Origin of the sequence: Mariprofundus sp. KV, assembly GCF_013387475.1 — a bacterium.
Taxonomy (GTDB): domain Bacteria; phylum Pseudomonadota; class Zetaproteobacteria; order Mariprofundales; family Mariprofundaceae; genus Mariprofundus.
Genome location: NZ_VWNB01000011.1, coordinates 94,032 through 113,135 on the forward strand (window position 1 = coordinate 94,032; position 19,104 = coordinate 113,135).

The window sequence follows — 19,104 nt, forward strand, 5'->3', positions numbered from 1 at the left end:
GCCTTAACCCGTAGTCATCTCCAACAGGCGCGCATGCGATAACAGCACCTCGCCATCAGAACCAACTTTCTCAATTACCCCGGAGTTGTAGAAATGACGCATCACCGCCGACATGCGCTCTCGGGTACAGTTCACCATCATTGCCAGCTTGGCGTTGGATGGCAGTGTCACACGGATAACATCGGCGTCGCTCTGACGCCACTGGGGCAGTGAGATCAGGTAGATGCAGAGTCGATGCAGCACTGTGGACTGACCAAGTCGATTGACCACTTCGGTGGTCTCAATAAAGCGATGCAGAAGAATATCGTACACTTTTTTAAGAAACTCAGGGTTCTGCATGCACTTCTGCCAGCTGTTTTCATTGATCTTGATCAATGTTGCGTTTTCAACCGCATAGACACTGGCTGTACGCTCACTGACTCCCATAAACACCAGCTCACCAAACAGCTCACCCGGGCCAAGCTTGTAGAGCAGAAGCTGGGTGCCATCGACACACTCGGTTTTCACCTCCACACTGCCGGAGACAATAAAGTATGCGATCTTCTGGCTCGCCTCACCCCTGTAGATCAGGCAGGCACCTTTCTTCACACTGATTTCAGGCGCCCCCTGAAAATCTTCGCTATTAAATTTCGGATTACTCACAATTGTGCTCTTCCCACCATGTTAAGGGCTGAAGTTTTCACCCTTATCCCCTATGTAGAATATACCTTCCCAGCAAGTGAAATTGTTGGCCCAAAGTAAGCCGAAGTAAAGCTGTCATGTCTACAGTCATCACTTCTGCAGAACCAGCCACCCGGTTAATGATGAAGTTGATGGTGAATAACTGCACTCATCTTCTCAATCTCAAATGGTTTGAAGATGATCGTTTCACCACTCATCTTCTCACCCTGCAGCAGTGATTCATTGCGATCATAACCGGTTGCAAAAACTATCTTCACATCCGGTTGAATAGAGCGGAACACTGCAGCTGCTTCAACACCCCCCATCAACGGCATCACCAGATCGGTAATCACCAGATCAATCTTATGCTGCTTCTCTCTGAACAACTCACACGCTTTCACGCCGTTGTCAGCAGTGAGTACACGGTAATTCATCGATGCAATAATATCCCTGTTGGTCTCCAGAAAAGACAGGTTATCATCAACCAGCAGAATCGTCTCACCAGCCCCCTGCACGATCTCGGTGCTTTGCTGCTGTTCAGCTTCTGAGCCTTTCTCACCGTGCAGAGGAATATAGATATGCACCTGAGTTCCACTGCCCAACTCACTATTAATCTCGATGATGCCGCCATGCCCCTTCACTGCACCATAGACCATAGAGAGGCCAAGGCCGGTCCCCTTCCCTATCGCCTTGGTGGTAAAGAACGGGTCAAACACCTTATCCATATCCTCTTCTGCAATACCCACTCCGTTATCTGAGACTCTCAAATGTGCAAAGCCGTGCGCTGTGGCACCTTCATTCCTCGCAAGGAATGTTTCATCCGCTTCAAAAAAGTCGAGCAGCACAGAAATCTCACCACCATCAATATCTGCAACAGCATCACAGGCGTTACGAATCAGGTTAATCACGACCTGTTGCAGCTGCACCTGATCACCGCTGACAATCAGTTCGTCACTGCTGATATCCTGTCTGAATATCGCCCTGGGAGGTGTGACAACACTGTTCAGCTTCAACGCCTCTTTCACACAGGATGAGAGCGAGACAGAGCGCATCTGAACCAGATCTTTGTGAGCAAAGGCGAGCAGCTGCTTAATCATGCCTGCCACTTTAAACGAGAGCCCTTCAATCGCTTCAAGTCGTTTGGTTACAGCAGGAACATGCACCTCTTTTTTCGCCAGATAGAGCTGACCGGTCATACCCGCCAGTGTGTTGTTAAATTCATGGGCAATGCCGCCCACCAGGGTTCCCAGAGATGCCATCTTGCGCGCCTCGATCAGTTCATCCTCCAGCTCTTTTTCTCTGGTGTGATCCATGATTGTACCGTTAAGCCATTTCACCTCACCGGTATCATTAAAAACCGCCTGTCCCTTCTCATAGACCCAGCGGATCTCGCCTCTGCTATTGAGAATTCGATACTCCATCGCAAATGGTTGACACTTTTCTATCCCTTCAGCCACACGCTGTTTAACCATTGCCTGATCATCAGGATGAATGATGCTGGCGTAACTCCTGACGCTGTTGTTCAGGAAATCCGCAGTTGCATAACCGGTGATTGATTCAATCTCCGAGCTGATAAAGCTCATCGACCAATCCCTGTCATTGTTACAGCGGTAGGTTGCACCCGGGATATTCTGCACCAGTGTGCGGTAGCGGGTTTCACTCTCTTGCAGCCCTCTGTTGGCCAGACGCAGCCGCACCACTAGCAACAGGATTACCAGAACGACAACTACTCCGATTACAATATACCAACGATAATCCTCCCAGAGATAACTCCAGTAATATCCGGGTATCTCGGTATAGGGTGGCAGTCGCAGGTCCCTGAGAATATCGCGCACAGGTTCATAATCAGCAGCAACGTTAAAGCCGTGCAGGCGCATCTGCTGCACAACAGGCCCGTCATGCGGCAGGGTCAACAGTGCAACCGGTCACTTCTCGGATGACTCCCTCTTGCATATGAGATAGCGCTGTAAACGGCCACTCGGGATAGAGATGCGTAGAAGCATGAAGCGGAAAGCCAGTCAGATTCTGACGATTGATGATTTTGATCTGCCGGGCATCGACAGTGCCATTGCGAATCAGCCGTTCCAGCACCCCTGTCCGTACAAATCCTGCATCGGCTTCCCGCTGCAGCACCTTCTCTACCACCCTGTCATGCGGCATCTCCGTCCATAACATCTTCAGCTCATCTGTTTCAATGCCTGCCTCATACAACGCATAGGCCTGCATCTGGAAGCCTCCCAGAGACCCCTGATCAACCGAAGCTATGGATCTGCCGGCAAGGCTCTGTAGATTGGAGATATCACTTCGTTCAGCCAGCGTGAATATCACCCCACCAAACACAGCCACCTCTTCTCCTGCAATACGGTTCACCTGCGTGGCCAGCGCCCGATTCACCAGATGGTAGTGCAGCAGGCGCACATAGTGGCCGGGATTGGTGAGAAGAAAATCGATCTTGCGCTCTTTAATGGCTTGATCCAGCGCACTGTAATTAAGCGGAAGTACCTCAAAGCTATGCTCAGGAATCTGTTGATGTAGATAGTCGGCTAATGGCTGCCAGCGTTGCATCGCTTCTGCTCGCGGCTGGAAGGCAAGAATACCGATCTTATAGTGCTCAGCCCATGCTGTTGAAGAGAGCAACAGCGAAAATAACAACAGTAAAAGACGCCGAATCACTACTCTCTCCTCATCAGGCGGGTAAGGTATTCACTCTTCACCAGTCCAGAGGTGTCATGGGAGACTAAAAAACCCTCCCGCTTCAGCAGCTGACCCAGCCTCTCGGAGTAATCCTGCAGTCGACCCGGAGAGCCTGCTGCCAGCTCAACATTGTAATCCAAATTGGGAAGAATCATGCCGTTATAAAATTCACTCACTTCTGTTTTGCTCATCCCAGTGAGTGCAGCAAGCCGATAATAGGCATCGTTTCGATTGCCATGAATATGCTGCAGCGCTTTGAAATGCCCCTGTAGCAGATGAAGCAGTGCGCTATCCATACTCTTCATTACATCATTTCGTACAACCAGCACATCAAAAACAGCATCTGCCATGCTGCGGGTGTCAGTAACTCGAATCGCTCCTTTTTTGATCAGTGCCGATGCCATCGGTTCATAGGTGATCAGCATATCTGCACCCTTCTGGTTCCAGAAGGATTCATGCTGATCAGCTGTCACATTGATAATCCTGAATTTTGAGCGATCCAGACCGGAAATTTCGATGAATTTGGCAAACATGAGAGTGCCCAGAGCATTACTTTCGATGCCAATCGTAATCTCTGATTGAGCTATCAGCTTTTCCATCTCAAAGCGGGCCAGCACCACATCAGCACCGGAAGAGATATCAAAGATCAGAATAACAGAAACATCTGCACCTTGAGAACGCAACTGTATGGCTTCATCAAGTGTCAAAGCAGCAGCATCGACCTCGCCACTGCTCATCTTCTGCATCGAAAAGGTTGAGGATTTGGTATGAATCAAGGTTACCCGATCACGACTGATCCACCCCTCCTGCTGTGCCAGTGGCATACTCTGATAACCCAGCCATGGATGCATCGCCACCGTGAGCGGACGCTCCTGAGAACAGGCCGTCATCAAAAACATCACTGTTAATGCCAAAAACCATCCTGGTTTATGCTGCATCTACACCTCTCTATTCAGATAGAAATGATACAAAGGGTTAAGCATAATTGATGCCAATGTGGTTTTGATGGTGAAATAAATTAGTCCAATTTCTGAGTAGGCTCCTCAGCTCGGAATTACATCCTCAATGACAAATTGAACAGCCCTATTGCCTCGTCCTAGAGGTGTTTATCAAGCAGCGCGAGAAAATAGTGATTTACACTGCTCAGGCCACTGCTCCACCCAGGCTGGGATATCAGACCCGGGAAGCGGACGCGAAACAAAATAGCCCTGGACAACTTCGCACCCCAGAATCTCAACGCGTTGCCACTCCTCTAACGTCTCAACCCCTTCCACGATAATCTCCATATCCAGTTTTTTGGCGATCTCAACACTTGATTCCAGAAGAGCCCTCGTCCTTTCATCAGTCGCTGCGCCCTGCACAAAGCTGCGATCCAGCTTAAGCTCATCAAAAGGCAGATCCCGCAACTGAGAGAGGTTGGAGTGACCCGTACCAAAATCATCAATCGACAACGAAATTTTCTTCAGGCGCAAGCGCAGAAGATTATCCAGAGGCGTAACCAGATCCTCCATCAATCGACTTTCGGTCACCTCAAGCTGAAATGAGGATGGATCGACATTATGATCGCTCAGGTAGCTGGCAACCCGCTCAGGAAAGCTCAATTCGTAGAGGCTATCCATCGAGACGTTAACAGCTATTTTCAGGTTCAGCCCAAGCTTTTGCCACTCAGCCTGCATCGCAGCTGACTTTTTCAAAACCAGAAACGTAAGCGCATCGATCAAATTATGCTCTTCAGCCACAGGAATGAATGCATCGGGGAAAATCATCCCCTCCTCACTGTTGGGCCAGCGCACCAGTGCCTCGACACCTACGACCCGCTTGCTGGCGATTTCAACCTTTGGTTGGAACCAGGGCTCCAGCTCTTCATCTTCAATGGCACGAACCAGTCGCTCTTTGGCAACCATCTGGGTAGCCGGACGACTACTCTTTCGCAGTATCTGTCCACGTTTGGTAAGAAGTTGGCTAAGTTCGTCCACTTGCAACGGCTTGGATACTGCTCCAAGCACGGAAAGGTTTCTGGCTTTGGCGAGACTCTCCGCCATTTTAAGTGTGCGCTTATCCTCGCCACTGAAAAGAACGATATCCCCTTCAAATCCGCGTTCGGCAAGCAGCCGCAGCAACTCTACCCCATCCACATCGGGCATATTCAGATCACATAACAGCAGTGAAATAGATGCATGATCCGAATCGATATATTCTATGGCCTGCTGCGCACGCTCGGCAGTATACACCGCTTCAAAACCAAGGCGTTGAAGTATGAATGCCGTTGTTTCAAGCACAAACGGCTCGTCATCGACAACCAAAACAGATGTATCTGATAACATTGATCTCATCTAACCACCCTCATGTTCACGCATATAGGCTTTAATCCAATCCGTGGTCGACTGATACAATGATTGAAATTCATCCATTCGATCAGCAACGCCATCGATGTCACCCGCCTTTCCAGCCTGCTCAAGTGCCAAACAACAATCCGCCAGAGGCATGGCTCCGACTGTTTTTGCTGAGGACTTCAGTTTATGTGCCAACTGGCCTATCTCCATAGCATTTTGGCTCGCAAAAGCTGTGCCAATTTCCACAACAGTCTTCTCACTGCTGGAGAGGAAGCTGGCAAAAAAACCAGCAACTGTTTTCGGATCATCACTTCCCAGCAGTTTCGGCAATACAGTGGCATCGACAGCTTCAACTCCAACTGCATCACCCGCATCATCCACTTTTTCTGTTTCATCGATATTCGAATCAGGCATCCAGGCGCTGATCACCTGCGCAAACTCTTCTAACAAAATCGGTTTGGTTAAATAGCCGTCCATTCCGGCAGCATAACACCTCTCCGCGGTTCCCTTCAGCGCATCAGCAGTAATAGCAATAATCGGAAGGCGCTTATCATCAGCCTCTTCATCACGAATCGTTCGTGCCAAATGGTAGCCATCCATTTCAGGCATATGGCAATCGGTAAGCAGCATGGCATAGCGCCCCTTGCGCCACATCTCCAGCGCCTCTCTGCCATTCTCCACCACCTCAGCCACATAACCGAGCTGAGCCAACTGCATCCGAATCACATTGCGGTTGGTCTCATTATCTTCGGCCACCAGAATCAGCCGTCCACTTTCTCGCGCTTGATCAATGGTGGGCAGTTCGGCGATATGCTCGCAATCGATCTCCTGAGCAGTTATATCCAGTGATTCTCGCCCAACCAGTGATGCCACGCCATTGATCAGCGAAGTGCGTCGCATAGCGTTGATATCGATGCTCATCGTATCCTCATTAACAGCTCGCACATAACGTCTTCTACCGAAACCGACGCTAAGGAAACGAACCTCTCTACTTCCGGATACCACCTCTCGCAGGGTGTCGTACAGTTGGTCGCATCCCTCCTCTGCCTCCTGAAAAGCGATCACTACCAGAGGCTCCTCACCACGCTCTGAAAGCCCTTTGATGCGTTTAGCAGCATCGACTTTTGTCGTCGGAACAACATCTGCTCCGGCATAACGCAGGTAGGTATCTATAATCCGGACAGCTTCAGGATTGTGCTCGAGCAGTAGCACCTGCAGCCCTCTCAGCGCTTCAGAAGAGTCCGTCGTCTGATCGGCTGCTTTCTGCATATCCAACCTGATGGAAAAGCGTGAACCTTCGCCAGCCTGACTATTGAGTTCAATCTCTCCTCCCATCATCTCAGTCAAGCGCCGTGAAATAGCCAGTCCAAGCCCTGTGCCGCCAAAACGACGGGTTGTTGAGCTTTCTGCCTGCACGAAGGGTTGAAACAGTCGCTTTTGCTGCTCGGGAGTCATGCCGATACCGTTATCTTTTATCGCCAGAGAGATCTGCGCGTTGTTACCCTCCATCTGTTCCAGAAGCGCACTGACCTCAACACACCCCTGTCTGCCTTCAAGATCGGCAGAGAACTTAATGGCGTTACCAACCAGATTATAAAGAATCTGGCGCAGGCGCACCGAATCGCCCACCACTTCGGGGATGGCCGGATCACAAAACACCAATACATCGACATGTTTTTTCGCTGCAAGTGGCTGCAGTGACTCCATGCATGCCTCTACCAGATGCTGTAAGTCCAGTGGGCCATTATCCAGCTCAAAACGGCCAGACTCGATCTTCGAGAAATCGAGAATATCATCAATAATCCCCATCAATGTCAGTGAGGATTCACGTGCTGTTTTAACCATCTCTTTCTGGTTAGATTCAAGTCGCGAATGGTTGAGCAGATCAATGGTCCCCACCACACCATTCAACGGCGTGCGTATTTCATGGCTCATAGTAGCGAGAAATGATGATTTAGCCTGATTAGCCATCTCCGCCTCTTCTTTGGCCTGCTTGATTGCCATCTCTGCCTGTCGCTGACGGGTCACATCGCTCTCCAGAGCAATGAATTCGCTTACCTCTCCTGCTTCATTGCGAATCGGCATAATCTGAATATGCAGAATATATGATCTGCCATCCTTGCCATAGTTGGTGATATCAGTTTCGACCCGTTTTTGGCTTCTGATAGCATCACCAAGGAGGTGGATAGCTGCTTTCTCGGTTTCTGGGCCCTGCAGGAAATCACCCGGCTTCCGGCCGACCACCTCTTCGAATGTATAACCTGTAATATCAGTAAAACCGGGATTGACCCACTTGATCTTCTGATCAAGCCCGGTGACTACTACCCCGTTATCGGTCTCGGCAGCTACCAGAGACTTCATGCGAAGTTCCTCTTCGATACGCTTGCGCTCAGTGATATCGATACTGAAACAGATCAGCCTGTCATCCTCTTGCTCATGCCGTGAAGCGTAATACTCAATAATGACCTCTACGGGGATGATTGTTCCATCCTTGGCTTTATGTAAAACCTCCAGTCGGCCCCCCCCCTGTTCTCGCAAGGCTTCAACAGCCCCGATATATGTTTCTTTAGGATAATCAGGAGCCCAGGCCTCAACAGGCAATGCGTACAGCTCTTCAGCTGTGTATCCAAGATAGTCACAGAAGCGTTCATTCACCTTTAAAAGCTGGCCAGTGGATGCAGCCACCCAGAATTCACCGATACCACTGCGCTCCAAAGCCGCCTGAGTGATCGACAAAGTCCTGTTGATCGCTTCTGTAGCATCTTTTTCTCTGCGCAACGCATCTTCAGCTACACGTCGTTCGGTAATATCCGTATGCGAAGTCACGATCATCGGTTTTCCGCGCGATTCGAAACGGGACGCCAGCATCTGGAACCACCTTTTTTTGTCCGGTGTATGGCAGGGGTATTCGATAGAAAAGGTGTGCTCTCTTCTTTCCAGCATGGCGGAAAGATGAGCTGCCACCTTATCAGCATTCTCAGAGTCCTTTCCGATCGCTTGTTTTGTCGCTGAAAGATAGTTCATACCCACAGGGTCCATATCTTCAGGCATACCATTCTCATAAGCAAAACGACGCCAGACATCATTCACAAAGATGATCTCACCGATATCATTCAACACAGCAACATGCGAAGCCAGAGAGTTCAGAACCTGAGCGTTAAACCGTTGTTCCGCTTCAAGTTCAGCCTCAGCCTCTTTACGTAGGGTCAGATCTCGCAGTGTTCCTGCAAAATGGGTGCCGGAGTCGAGTTCAAAACGGCTGATTGTCAGCTCTGCTGGAAACAGTGAACCATCAGCACGCCTGGCCTCCACCTCCCGGCCTACACCGATCACACGCGCTTCACCGGTCTCCATAAAGCGGGAGATGTATCCATCATGTGCATCACAATGGGGATTCGGCATCAACATACTCACATTTTTGCCGACCAACTCTGAGGGGGCGTAGCCAAACACCTTCATCACTGCCGGGTTGGCACTCTCGATGATGCCTTTGTGATTGATCACGATAACACTGTCCACAGTATGTTCTACCACAGCAGCAAGGCGGTTCTGCGTTTCACGAACCCGCTTTCGTCCTTTACCGAAAAAGAGCGCCATCATCATGATCGTCAACGTGGACAATGCCGCAGCAGTATAGATCAGGTAAAACATCTGAAGCAGGGTTTCATAGGCCTCGTCGTAGTCCTGCTCGACAGTGATCCCCACATCCAGCTCCTGCTCCCATTTCCAGGCGCCGACAACCATTTTGCCGCGATAATCGGGATAACCAGTGAGATCGACATCTTGCTTCCCTAACGTTGCACTGGCTGCCATCCGATTCAAGCCGGACTTGGAGTTTGCTCTGTTATCACGCACATAGAGCCGTCCAACAGTTGATTGTCCCGGCCCGATTAATCCCATACTGACCAGTTCATCCCTGAAGCGACTCGGGCTGAGCATCAAACCCTGCCGGTCGAAAATATAGGCTTCTCCGGTTTCGCCCAGCCGGGCCTGATGCAGCATGGAAAACAGCGTTTCATTCGGATCGATGCGCAGAGTCAACAGGGCGATGATCTTTCCGCCGGATTCACGAATCGGGGCACCAACAAACATATTCAAATCGCGTGTACCTACGGCAATCTCGGTCTGCTTCGGCATCGGCACATCAGAGCGCTGCACCCGGCTCATCACCACCTCTCCCCGCCACATTTTTTCCAGTGTGGCCGGTTGCCGGATCAGCAGATTCTCGGTGCCCACATTGCTGTCTCTAGATGAGGCCAGGCTGATGTTGTCGGGAGCGATGATAAAAAAGCCGCGCAGATTGCCGCCCTTCAGATAGCTTTTAAAAAGGGCTCTTATCTTCTCCTGGGCTGGTGAAGCTAATAGGGCTTGTTGCTTTCTTGGGCTTTGCAGGAGTTCCTGTGTAAGGCCGAGAATATCGTGATCACTGGCCAGATTCTCAACAATCGCTTTTTTCTCACGACTCCATAGATGAATCGACTCATCCGTACTCGCAAGAAGTGTGCTCAGTTCACTTTTAACACCACGATCATACCCGACCTGAACAACCTTGATGGAGACAACCGTAGCAAACCAGACCAGAGAGATTGCCAACAGCAGCAGCAAAAGCTCTGAATTCTGCAAACCCGACCAGCGCCTAAGGGCATCGAACAGATGGCTACTCTGTTTGCCAGCGGTTTGTTCAGCAGAGATATTCTCGTCCATGCATCCCCCTTAGCTACCTATATCCGGGGTTACCCCAGGGTAAATTACCTGACTATTTTACTAGACTATAGATCAATAAAAATATTCATTCAACCCAATCCGAAAAAGCAGTGATCCATCCACAAGCATTGCCCCATCTGGATATCTTCTCAATACACTGTCCAGATATGGCGAGAGAGCATCACGATAACTTACCGTTTATTTTCAGATATCTGGCATAAGTCCGATCTTCCTCATTGATATGATGTAACCACCAGCTCTTGAGAAACTGCAAAAATGGATCCGGGTCACTATTTGCAATCGACTCATCAAATATGTTACCCATTTTAACGAGCAGTTTCTGATGCAACAGGGCATGGGAGTGAAGATGGGGATAACCCATCTGTTTGAGAAAGCGCTCCTCGGTCTCAAAGTGCATGATGGTCATCTCATCAAGCATGCCTTTGGTGAGTCGCAGTGACTGTTTAGAGAGCCCCTGGCTGACACCGTAGTAAAACGAGTTAATAGCAGAGACCACGCCGCGGTGCTGTTCATCAATGATATCTATGCCCAGCTCATTTTCCTCATTCCAACGGATATAAAGCATCAACAAACACCTCACACAACGAGATTGCCATCAGCAGTCCGAAATCATACCGACAGATGATGCAAGCAATAAAGGAGCCAATTCACTCCAACATATTACGCTTATTGTTGAATTATCTGTATGGTGGACTTCACCGCGCGCAACGGTGTTACAATCAGCATCAGTTTTACCGGGGGATGTCAGCTTGTGATAAGATCTTCAATCACAAACTGTACAGCGCCATTGCCACGCCACTCATCCTTCTGCAGCTGACCGATCACCGACACGGTAAGCCCCGGCTCAATGGCATCACTCATGCCGTTGGCACCAAAGACAATACCGTCGATCCAGTGAGAACCATCGGTAAGTTTAAGCCGCACCACCCCACCCTTGAGGTTACGACGATCAGCAATGTGCAGATCTCTGATCAGCCATGAGCAGGCTGGATTGCCTTTGCCGATCGGTTCAAAACGGGCAAGGCGATCCGCCAGTGCACTATGCAGAGCCCCCAGACTCAGTACACCATCAATGTTATGGCTAAGAAAATCGGATGCATGTTCAGCCTGATCAGCAACCACCTGAGCAAAGGTTTCGCAGAACCGGTCCCACTGCCCCGCTTTTATCGTGCCACCACCGGCACCGGCATGGCCGCCAAAGCCCTCCAGATGCTCGCTACAGCCGTTTAACAGCTCGCCAATATGGAATCCCGGCCTGCCACGCAGAGAGACGCGCACAGCGCCTTCAGGTGTTACAAACCCTACAGCAGCCGGCCTGCCATGCTTGCGCGCCAGCCGGCCTGCCACCAGCCCGACAACACCGGCATGCCAGCGCTGATCGTAGAGAGCCAGCGTGCGGCTGTCGCCCAGTATCAGTTCGGCCTGTTTGAACGCCTCAGCCTCGACCAGTCGCCGCTGTTTGTTGGTCTCATCCAGCTCAGAGGCAAGTCTGGCAGCTTCATCCTCATCGCGTGTAGAGAGCAGCCGCATGGCTGCCTCACCGTGCTGCAGACGTCCGGCTGCATTGATGCGCGGCGCAAGGTAGAAACCGATGGTCTCAACTGAAATCTCCTTTTTCACCTTGGCAACGGCAATCAACGCCCGCATGCCTACAGAGGGTTCGTTATTCAGTCGCTGCAGACCGTGATAGACCAGAATGCGATTGGCCCCTACCAGATCCATGACATCGGCAACGGTAGCCACCGCAACACGATCAAGCAGTTGCCGCAGATCAAAAGCGGGACGATTGCCTCTGTCTCCAAGCACCTTCCATACCGCCATCAGAAGAAAGAAGGCAACACCGGTTCCACAGAGCTGGCGATCGGCAAAGCCGCAATCGGCTCTGGCCGGATTGAGCAGTGCAAAGGCAGCAGGCAACTCACTTTCAGGCAGGTGGTGATCAGAAACTATCAGATCAAAGCCAAGTTCATGAGCTGCACTGCAGGCATCAAAGCAGGTGGTGCCTGTATCGACACTTAAGCCCAGCTTACAACCCGCTTCAACGGCCGCACGTACCGGCTCGACACCAATGCCGTGCCCCTCATCAGCCCGATGCGGAATCGAAAAGGTCACCTCTGCACCTGTGGAGTGCAGTGCCTCCACCAGAATAGCGGTGCCATTGACGCCATCAGCATCAAAATCACCGAAGATATGGATCGCTTCACCGTTTTCCACCGCATCAGCCACGCGACTGGCAGCTTTATCCATATCGGTCATCAGAAACGGATCGGGAAGATCGCTCAGGCGCGGTGAGAAAAACGGATCGCTTTCATTCAGGCCGCGGTTGTGCAGCAGGCTTTGCCAGGCAGTGACCGGATCATCCGCATGTAGCGGTTCGTGCCGCCAGCTCAATCTGCACCCTTTTGCACTCCGCTGCTCTGGCAGGCTCATGTTATACATCCGGAGAGCATAGAGATCAGCTCCGCTTCACCTCTTACCCGTCGGGGGCACCATGAGGGCTTGCCGAAGGTTGGCAACAGCGACTTCTTCAATAGCAGGGCATACCCCTCTCCGGTCAGAAGTATCTGTTTGGGCAGTTCGGCGCCAACCTTCACCAGCTCAGAGAGGCGTTCGGCCTCGCTGATCACAAGCCGGGCGTTGCGCCCCTCCACCAAAGCGCTCAGACAGGGGTTGCGTGTAGCTACTGCAACCTGTTTTTCAGCAACTACTTGCGGCCAGGCAGTCGGATTGGAGAGCCAGATGCCGCTCACTGCAACACTGCCACTCTGCTGCCGTGATGCAGGCTGCTGCTGGTGCAGCATCATCTGTATTTCAGCCATCAGACGGTTAAGTCTGCCACCATCGGCGCCTTCGTGATGACGATTGGGCAGCATCTTTCCGGAGATTGCGGCAAAGGAGAGCGGTCTAGCATCAAGCGGATCACGACAGCTTAACAGCAGTGCGACATCGGCATGCAACAGCGCCATCCCCTCCTCGGCCAGCAGCGGATTCAGCGTGGCACACAACCATGCTGCATCCTCACGACTCCAGGGGAAGAGCCCTTGCGGATAGACCCTGATCGAATCACGGGTCAGTTGGGCGTGGTACGGGGTAACGCTCCAACACTGGCGAACTTCAGCAGGCAGGGCTTCGAACTGACTGGCCAACAACGCTGTTACATCTAACCCCAGCAGGGTGGCGTACCACTCGGCAGGTGTACGATCTGCAACCTGAAACCAGTATTGCTTACGGGTCGCCAACTGTTGCTGCCATAAAACAAGATCAGGATGGAGAGTGACTCCATCCTGATTAGGGATTAATGCCTGACTGACGACCAGCATCGAATCTCTGATTACGACTCCAGAGCCTTTCGCACAGCACTCTCATTGGCATCAATCGTCACCGGTGCAGCCACACCCTTCATGGCTGTGTCAGGATCTTTCAGGCCATTGCCGGTCAGGGTACAGACAATGCTCTGGCCCGGCTGGAAATAACCGGCTTTGTTCAGCTTGATAATACCGGCCACTGATGCTGCTGATGCAGGTTCGCAGAAGACACCCTCAAGGCAAGCCAACATGTTGTAGGCTTCCAGAATCTCCTCATCGGTTACTGCATCAATGACACCACCGGACTCATCACGGGCGGCTTCCGCCTGCTTCCATGAGGCGGGTTTACCGATACGGATAGCCGTGGCGATGGTCTCAGGATTCTCAACCGGATGACCGAGCACAATCGGGGCGGCACCTGCGGCCTGAAAACCGAGCATCCTGGGCAGGGATTTGGAGATACGTTTCTCGGCATACTCCTTATACCCCATCCAGTAGGCGGTGATGTTACCGGCATTGCCTACCGGCAGTGCGTGGAAGTCGGGTGCAAAACCGAGCTCATCAACAATTTCGAAAGAGGCTGTTTTCTGACCCTGAATACGGTAAGGATTGACCGAGTTAACCAGTGAGATAGAGCCATCGGCAGAGATCTCACGCACCAGCTCCAGTGCATCATCAAAGTTGCCGCGAATCTGAATCACCTTGGCACCATAACGCATACCCTGACTCATCTTACCAAGCGCAATCTTACCATCGGGAATCAGCACATAAGCTTCCATGCCCGAGTTGGCAGCATAGGCAGCTGCAGATGCGGAGGTATTACCTGTAGAGGCACAGATAATCTTGCGTGAACCGGCATTATAGGCCTGTGTTACAGCCATGGTCATGCCGCGATCCTTGAATGAGCCGGTAGGGTTCAGGCCTTCAAACTTGAGGAAGATATTCAGCTCAGGGTTGATGGCATTGCGCAGGTTGAGCGACTCATGCAGCGGCGTATTACCCTCATAGAGGGTGATGACTGCATCATCCTTCTCTATCGGCAGAAAAGCGCGGTAACGGTTAATGATTCCTTCATATCGAGGCATGGTATCTTCCTTGGGGGAGCGTCGATTTACTCGGCGCTTCCACGCAGCCCATGGATGGGCTGCCAAAATTTAACGACATTAGTCGTGGATTTTGTGAGTTGGGACAAAGTCGCACCTTTGTTCCAACGCGCTGCTTTTGGGCAGGATGCCAAAAATGCAGCATCGATCAGGCTACAGCTGATTCTTTACGCAGAATCAGCACATCTTCTTCTACGGCTTCAAGGCCGGTAATGCGGCTGATCGCCGCCTGCAGGTTTCCTTCGGTTGTCTCATGGGTGAGCATCACAATCGGCACATTATGGCTGGCATGACGCTCTTTCTGAGTCAGTGCCTCCAGACTGATGCGATGATCGGCCAGGATCGAAGTGACTGATGCAATCACACCCGGCTGATCCTTCACCATCAGACGAATGAAATATTCACACTCGGTATCGGCCATCGGCATGGTCGGTTTATCGCGACGCGAAGCCTCAACAAAACCCATCGGTGGTGCCAGATGTGCAATACCATCAGGGAAGCCACTGGCGATATCCATGATATCGGCCACTACAGCCGAAGCGGTAGGACGCTCACCGGCACCACGACCGAAGTACATGGTGTGCTCAACAAAGTCGCCGGTAATCTGCACCGCATTATAGGAGTCGGAAACCTGTGCCATCTGGGAGGTAAGCGGTACCAGTGTCGGATGCACGCGCATCTCCACAGCATCCACTTCACCATGTTTACCATGCGGTTTGGCGATGCCGAGCAGTTTAATGCGGTAACCCATCTCATGCGCGGCAGCAATATCATCAGCAGTAATCTTGCTGATGCCATCGGTATAGACCTCTTCAAACCTGATCTTCGAGCCAAACGCCATGGCTGCAAGAATCGAGAGCTTCTGAGCTGTATCGATACCTTCAACATCAAAGGTCGGATCAGCTTCAGCGTATCCCAGCGCCTGCGCCTCTTTCAGGACATCAGCGTAGTCGGCACCCTCATTCTCCATTTTGGTAAGAATAAAGTTGCAGGTTCCGTTAAGAATACCGTAGACCGACTCGATAGCGTTGGCAGCCAAACCCTCGCGCAGTGCCTTCATGCACGGAATACCGCCACCAACTGCCGCTTCAAACCCGATCTGCAGCCCATTGGCAGCAGCAACAGGGAACAGCTCTTCGCCATGCTTGGCGATCAATGCCTTATTGGCTGTCACGACATGTTTGCCATGCTCCAGCGCCGTTGCCACAAAGGTGCGGGCCGGTTCATAGCCACCGATCAGTTCAACCACCAGGTCAATATCGTCAGCCGCGACAATATCATCGGCATCACTGCTCAGACGAATGCCGGTGAAATCAAGGCCACGGTCACGATCCAGATCGCGATCAGCCGCAGCAACCAGCCTCACCTGTTTACCAAGGCGACGGCTAATCAACTCCTTCTGCTCGATCAGGATACGTGCTACTCCGGTACCGATCGTACCAAGCCCCAGCAGCCCTACTCTCAATTCAGTCATTTATTCTCTCCAAACCATGAACCACGAAGACACAGAGGCACAAAGTAAATACTTTCAATCAACGCAATAACACCATCTCTTCTTGGTGCCTTCGCGCCTTAGTGGCAAATAAATCTATTCCTTACGAACCCGCATTCAGGAACTGGCGCATACCGCGCAGTGCCTGCCGTGTTCTGTGCTCGTTCTCAATCAGTGCAATGCGCACATAGTGATCACCGTAGTCACCAAAACCGATGCCCGGAGAGACCGCTACCCCGCCCTCTTTAAGCATACGCTTGGCAAATTCAAGTGAACCCATCGCTTTGAATTGATCGGGAATTTCAGCCCAGATAAACATCGAAGCTTTCGGCTTCTCAGCCATCCAGCCCATCTGGTGCATACCGTTAATCATGACATCACGACGTGACTGATACATGGCCCGAATCTCATCCACGCAATCCTGCGGGCCGTTAAGTGCTGCGCACGCAGCAATCTGCAGAGGCTGGAAGGTACCGTAATCCAGATAGGATTTGATCTTGCCAAGAGCAGCGACAATATCTTTGTTACCGACCATGAAGCCCATACGCCAACCCGGCATGTTGTAGGTTTTGGAGAGGGAGTAGAACTCCACTGCCACATCCTTGGCTCCTGGCACCTGCATGATCGACGGGCACTGATAACCATCAAAGGTGATCTCGGCATAAGCGATATCGGAGATTACGATGAGATCGTTCTCACGCGCAAAATCGACAAGTTTGACATAGAAATCGAGATCAACCACTTCAGCTGTCGGATTGGAGGGGAAGTTCACCACCAGAATCTTCGGCTTAGGCCATGAGTCCTTCACAGCTTTTTGTACTTCCTCAAAGTAGTCGAAGCCCGGCCCCATCGGTACATGGCGGATATCTGCACCGGCAATAATAAAACCGTAGGGGTGAATTGGATAAGCAGGGTTCGGGGTAAGGATCAGATCACCGGGAGAGGTGATCGCCACAGCCAGATGTGCCAGCCCCTCTTTAGAGCCGATCGTAGCAATCGCTTCGGTTTCAGGGTCGAGATCAACATCAAACTTGGTCTTATACCAGTTACAGATCGCTCTGCGCAGCCCCGGAATACCCTTGGACATCGAGTAGCGATGGTTACGACCATCCTGTGCCGCTTCACACAGTTTATCGACAATATGCTGCGGTGTCGGCTGGTCAGGGTTACCCATACCGAGATCGATAATGTCTTCGCCGGCATGGCGAAGCTCCATCTTCAGTTGATTAACAACTGCAAACACATAAGGTGGAAGGCGTTTAATCTTTTCAAATTCGCGCATGGACGAGGCCTGATCTCCGGTAAATTAGTGACCCTAAACAAAGTCGGTGAGACTACGAAGCAGGCCGTATACGGTCAAGGAAGGGTAAATAACCAAAGGGTCTTAATACCACTATAAATGAAAGGATACTTGCTACAAATTTCGTATGACTTCTTTTAGACCAGATAACAAAAAAAACACTTCTAATCAATAGCTTCATTTACTCTGCAACTTTTCAAGTAATGAAACCACCTCGCTAGAAGGAAGACTAATCTTATCAAGCAGCGCGCTTGCGCCCTCTTTATCACCATTATTGAAGCGCTCGACAATTTTCCTAGCTAATTGATGGACCTCAGCATGTGGCGGCTCGAGTTCACTGAACTCAGTGTATTCACCATATACTTCCTTGCCCTGTGCGTAGTACCATTTACCGAGACGGCAATTGCGGTGATCAGTCACTTCATCAACAGCTATCTGCTCTATACCGAGCACCATATCGACTAACCGTTTTTTCCATAGCATATGGTCAGTCTTGGCAAGACTTAGCACACCTTTACTCACCTTGTTTTTGGAGAGTTCATCAAGTTGTGACTTAATACCAGCTTCAAGCGCCCTCATATGGCGCACATTGGATTCGATTTCATGACTCTCATTGCTGACTAACTCCGAAACCTCATGCGTTCGTTTAGCAATTTCTCGAGATGCTTCACCCTGATCAGATGAAGAGGCCTTGATGTGCTCAACTTTATTAGACACCGTACCAAAAGCAGTTATCACATGCTGCATACTACGGCCTGCATCTTCTGCAGCTGAACCGCCGCGCTCTGCCCTTTCTACATTTTCACTGAACAGAACCACTACACTATCAATCTCCTCCTGAAGCAAACCGATTTTACTGCTGATTTCAGCTGCAGCTTTAGCAGTCTGCTGGGAGAGTTCTTTCACTTCACCGGCTACTACAGCAAAGCCTTTGCCTGCATCCCCTGCCCTTGCAGCCTCAATGGTAGCATTCAACGCCAACATATTGGTTTGGCCTGCAATACGCTGAATTGAATCAACGATGGCACCAATATCTCCAGAAAATTGAACAAGCTTCTCAACTTCACTCATTGCTGAACGTGCCCTATTAGCCATTTCACTAAGCATACCCAACGCACTCTCTACTGACTGAGTTCCCATATTCGCCGCTTCGACTGCCTCATGAGCCAAAGCAACCGCTTCATCGGAAGCGCTAGCAATCATCTCGTTGGTGGTCGCCAACTCTTCGGTTGCTGCCGCCATGGCAAGTGTACGGTCATCCATATGTGACATGCCATCAGCCATCCGACTCATAGATGAGACCACTTCAAATATACCCATACAGTTTCCTGCCTGATTTTCGAGCAATTGCTCTACCATGAGCTCAAGAGCTTCCCCCAAACTGTCAATGGTTTTTCCAAGTTCACTATTTACACTACATCTGGCAGTAAAGTCCCCTTCTGCAAAACGACTTAAAGTTTCAATTGTCTGTTCTTTATTTGGCATAATTCAC

General features: G+C 50.9%; 13 protein-coding genes. All 13 read right to left on the minus strand.

Annotated elements, in window-relative coordinates; genetic code table 11:
• Positions 1 to 3 precede the first annotated feature (3 nt).
• Positions 4 to 642, minus strand: coding sequence for a Crp/Fnr family transcriptional regulator (locus tag F3F93_RS12755; RefSeq protein ID WP_176959063.1), 639 nt, complete (start codon positions 640 to 642; stop codon positions 4 to 6).
• A gap of 155 nt (positions 643 to 797) precedes the next feature.
• Entirely contained in the window at positions 798 to 2,573 is a 1,776-nt protein-coding gene (locus tag F3F93_RS10120) for an ATP-binding protein (RefSeq protein WP_176959064.1), read from the minus strand.
• A complete protein-coding gene (locus F3F93_RS10125) occupies positions 2,557 to 3,333 on the minus strand; it encodes a phosphate/phosphite/phosphonate ABC transporter substrate-binding protein (RefSeq protein WP_176959065.1) in 777 nt (258 codons plus the stop codon). Before F3F93_RS10125 ends, F3F93_RS10120 begins: the two co-directional genes overlap by 17 nt.
• A complete protein-coding gene (locus F3F93_RS10130) occupies positions 3,333 to 4,292 on the minus strand; it encodes an ABC transporter substrate-binding protein (protein WP_176959066.1) in 960 nt (319 codons plus the stop codon). Before F3F93_RS10130 ends, F3F93_RS10125 begins: the two co-directional genes overlap by 1 nt.
• Positions 4,293 to 4,463: 171 nt before the next feature.
• Positions 4,464 to 5,687, minus strand: a complete 1,224-nt coding sequence (locus F3F93_RS10135) for an EAL domain-containing response regulator (protein WP_176959067.1) — start codon at positions 5,685 to 5,687, stop codon at positions 4,464 to 4,466.
• On the minus strand, positions 5,688 to 10,391 hold the full coding sequence (locus tag F3F93_RS12485; protein WP_241697086.1) for a PAS domain S-box protein: 4,704 nt from the start codon (positions 10,389 to 10,391) through the stop codon (positions 5,688 to 5,690).
• 181 nt (positions 10,392 to 10,572) lie between these two features.
• Entirely contained in the window at positions 10,573 to 10,977 is a 405-nt protein-coding gene (locus tag F3F93_RS10150) for a hemerythrin family protein (RefSeq protein ID WP_176959068.1), read from the minus strand.
• A gap of 179 nt (positions 10,978 to 11,156) precedes the next feature.
• Positions 11,157 to 12,842, minus strand: a complete 1,686-nt coding sequence (gene recJ, locus F3F93_RS10155) for a single-stranded-DNA-specific exonuclease RecJ (RefSeq protein ID WP_241697087.1) — start codon at positions 12,840 to 12,842, stop codon at positions 11,157 to 11,159.
• Positions 12,839 to 13,732 (minus strand): threonine synthase, encoded by an 894-nt coding sequence (locus F3F93_RS10160; protein WP_241697088.1) that lies wholly within the window; start codon positions 13,730 to 13,732, stop codon positions 12,839 to 12,841. Before F3F93_RS10160 ends, recJ begins: the two co-directional genes overlap by 4 nt.
• A gap of 11 nt (positions 13,733 to 13,743) precedes the next feature.
• Entirely contained in the window at positions 13,744 to 14,802 is a 1,059-nt protein-coding gene (thrC, locus tag F3F93_RS10165; RefSeq protein ID WP_176959070.1) for a threonine synthase, read from the minus strand.
• Positions 14,803 to 14,968: 166 nt separating this feature from the next.
• The gene (locus F3F93_RS10170) at positions 14,969 to 16,294 is read right to left on the minus strand and encodes a homoserine dehydrogenase (protein WP_176959071.1); all 1,326 of its coding nucleotides are present in this window, start codon (positions 16,292 to 16,294) and stop codon (positions 14,969 to 14,971) included.
• 121 nt (positions 16,295 to 16,415) lie between these two features.
• Entirely contained in the window at positions 16,416 to 17,594 is a 1,179-nt protein-coding gene (alaC, locus tag F3F93_RS10175; protein WP_176959072.1) for an alanine transaminase, read from the minus strand.
• A gap of 195 nt (positions 17,595 to 17,789) precedes the next feature.
• Positions 17,790 to 19,097 (minus strand): methyl-accepting chemotaxis protein, encoded by a 1,308-nt coding sequence (locus F3F93_RS10180; protein ID WP_176959073.1) that lies wholly within the window; start codon positions 19,095 to 19,097, stop codon positions 17,790 to 17,792.
• Positions 19,098 to 19,104 lie beyond the last annotated feature (7 nt).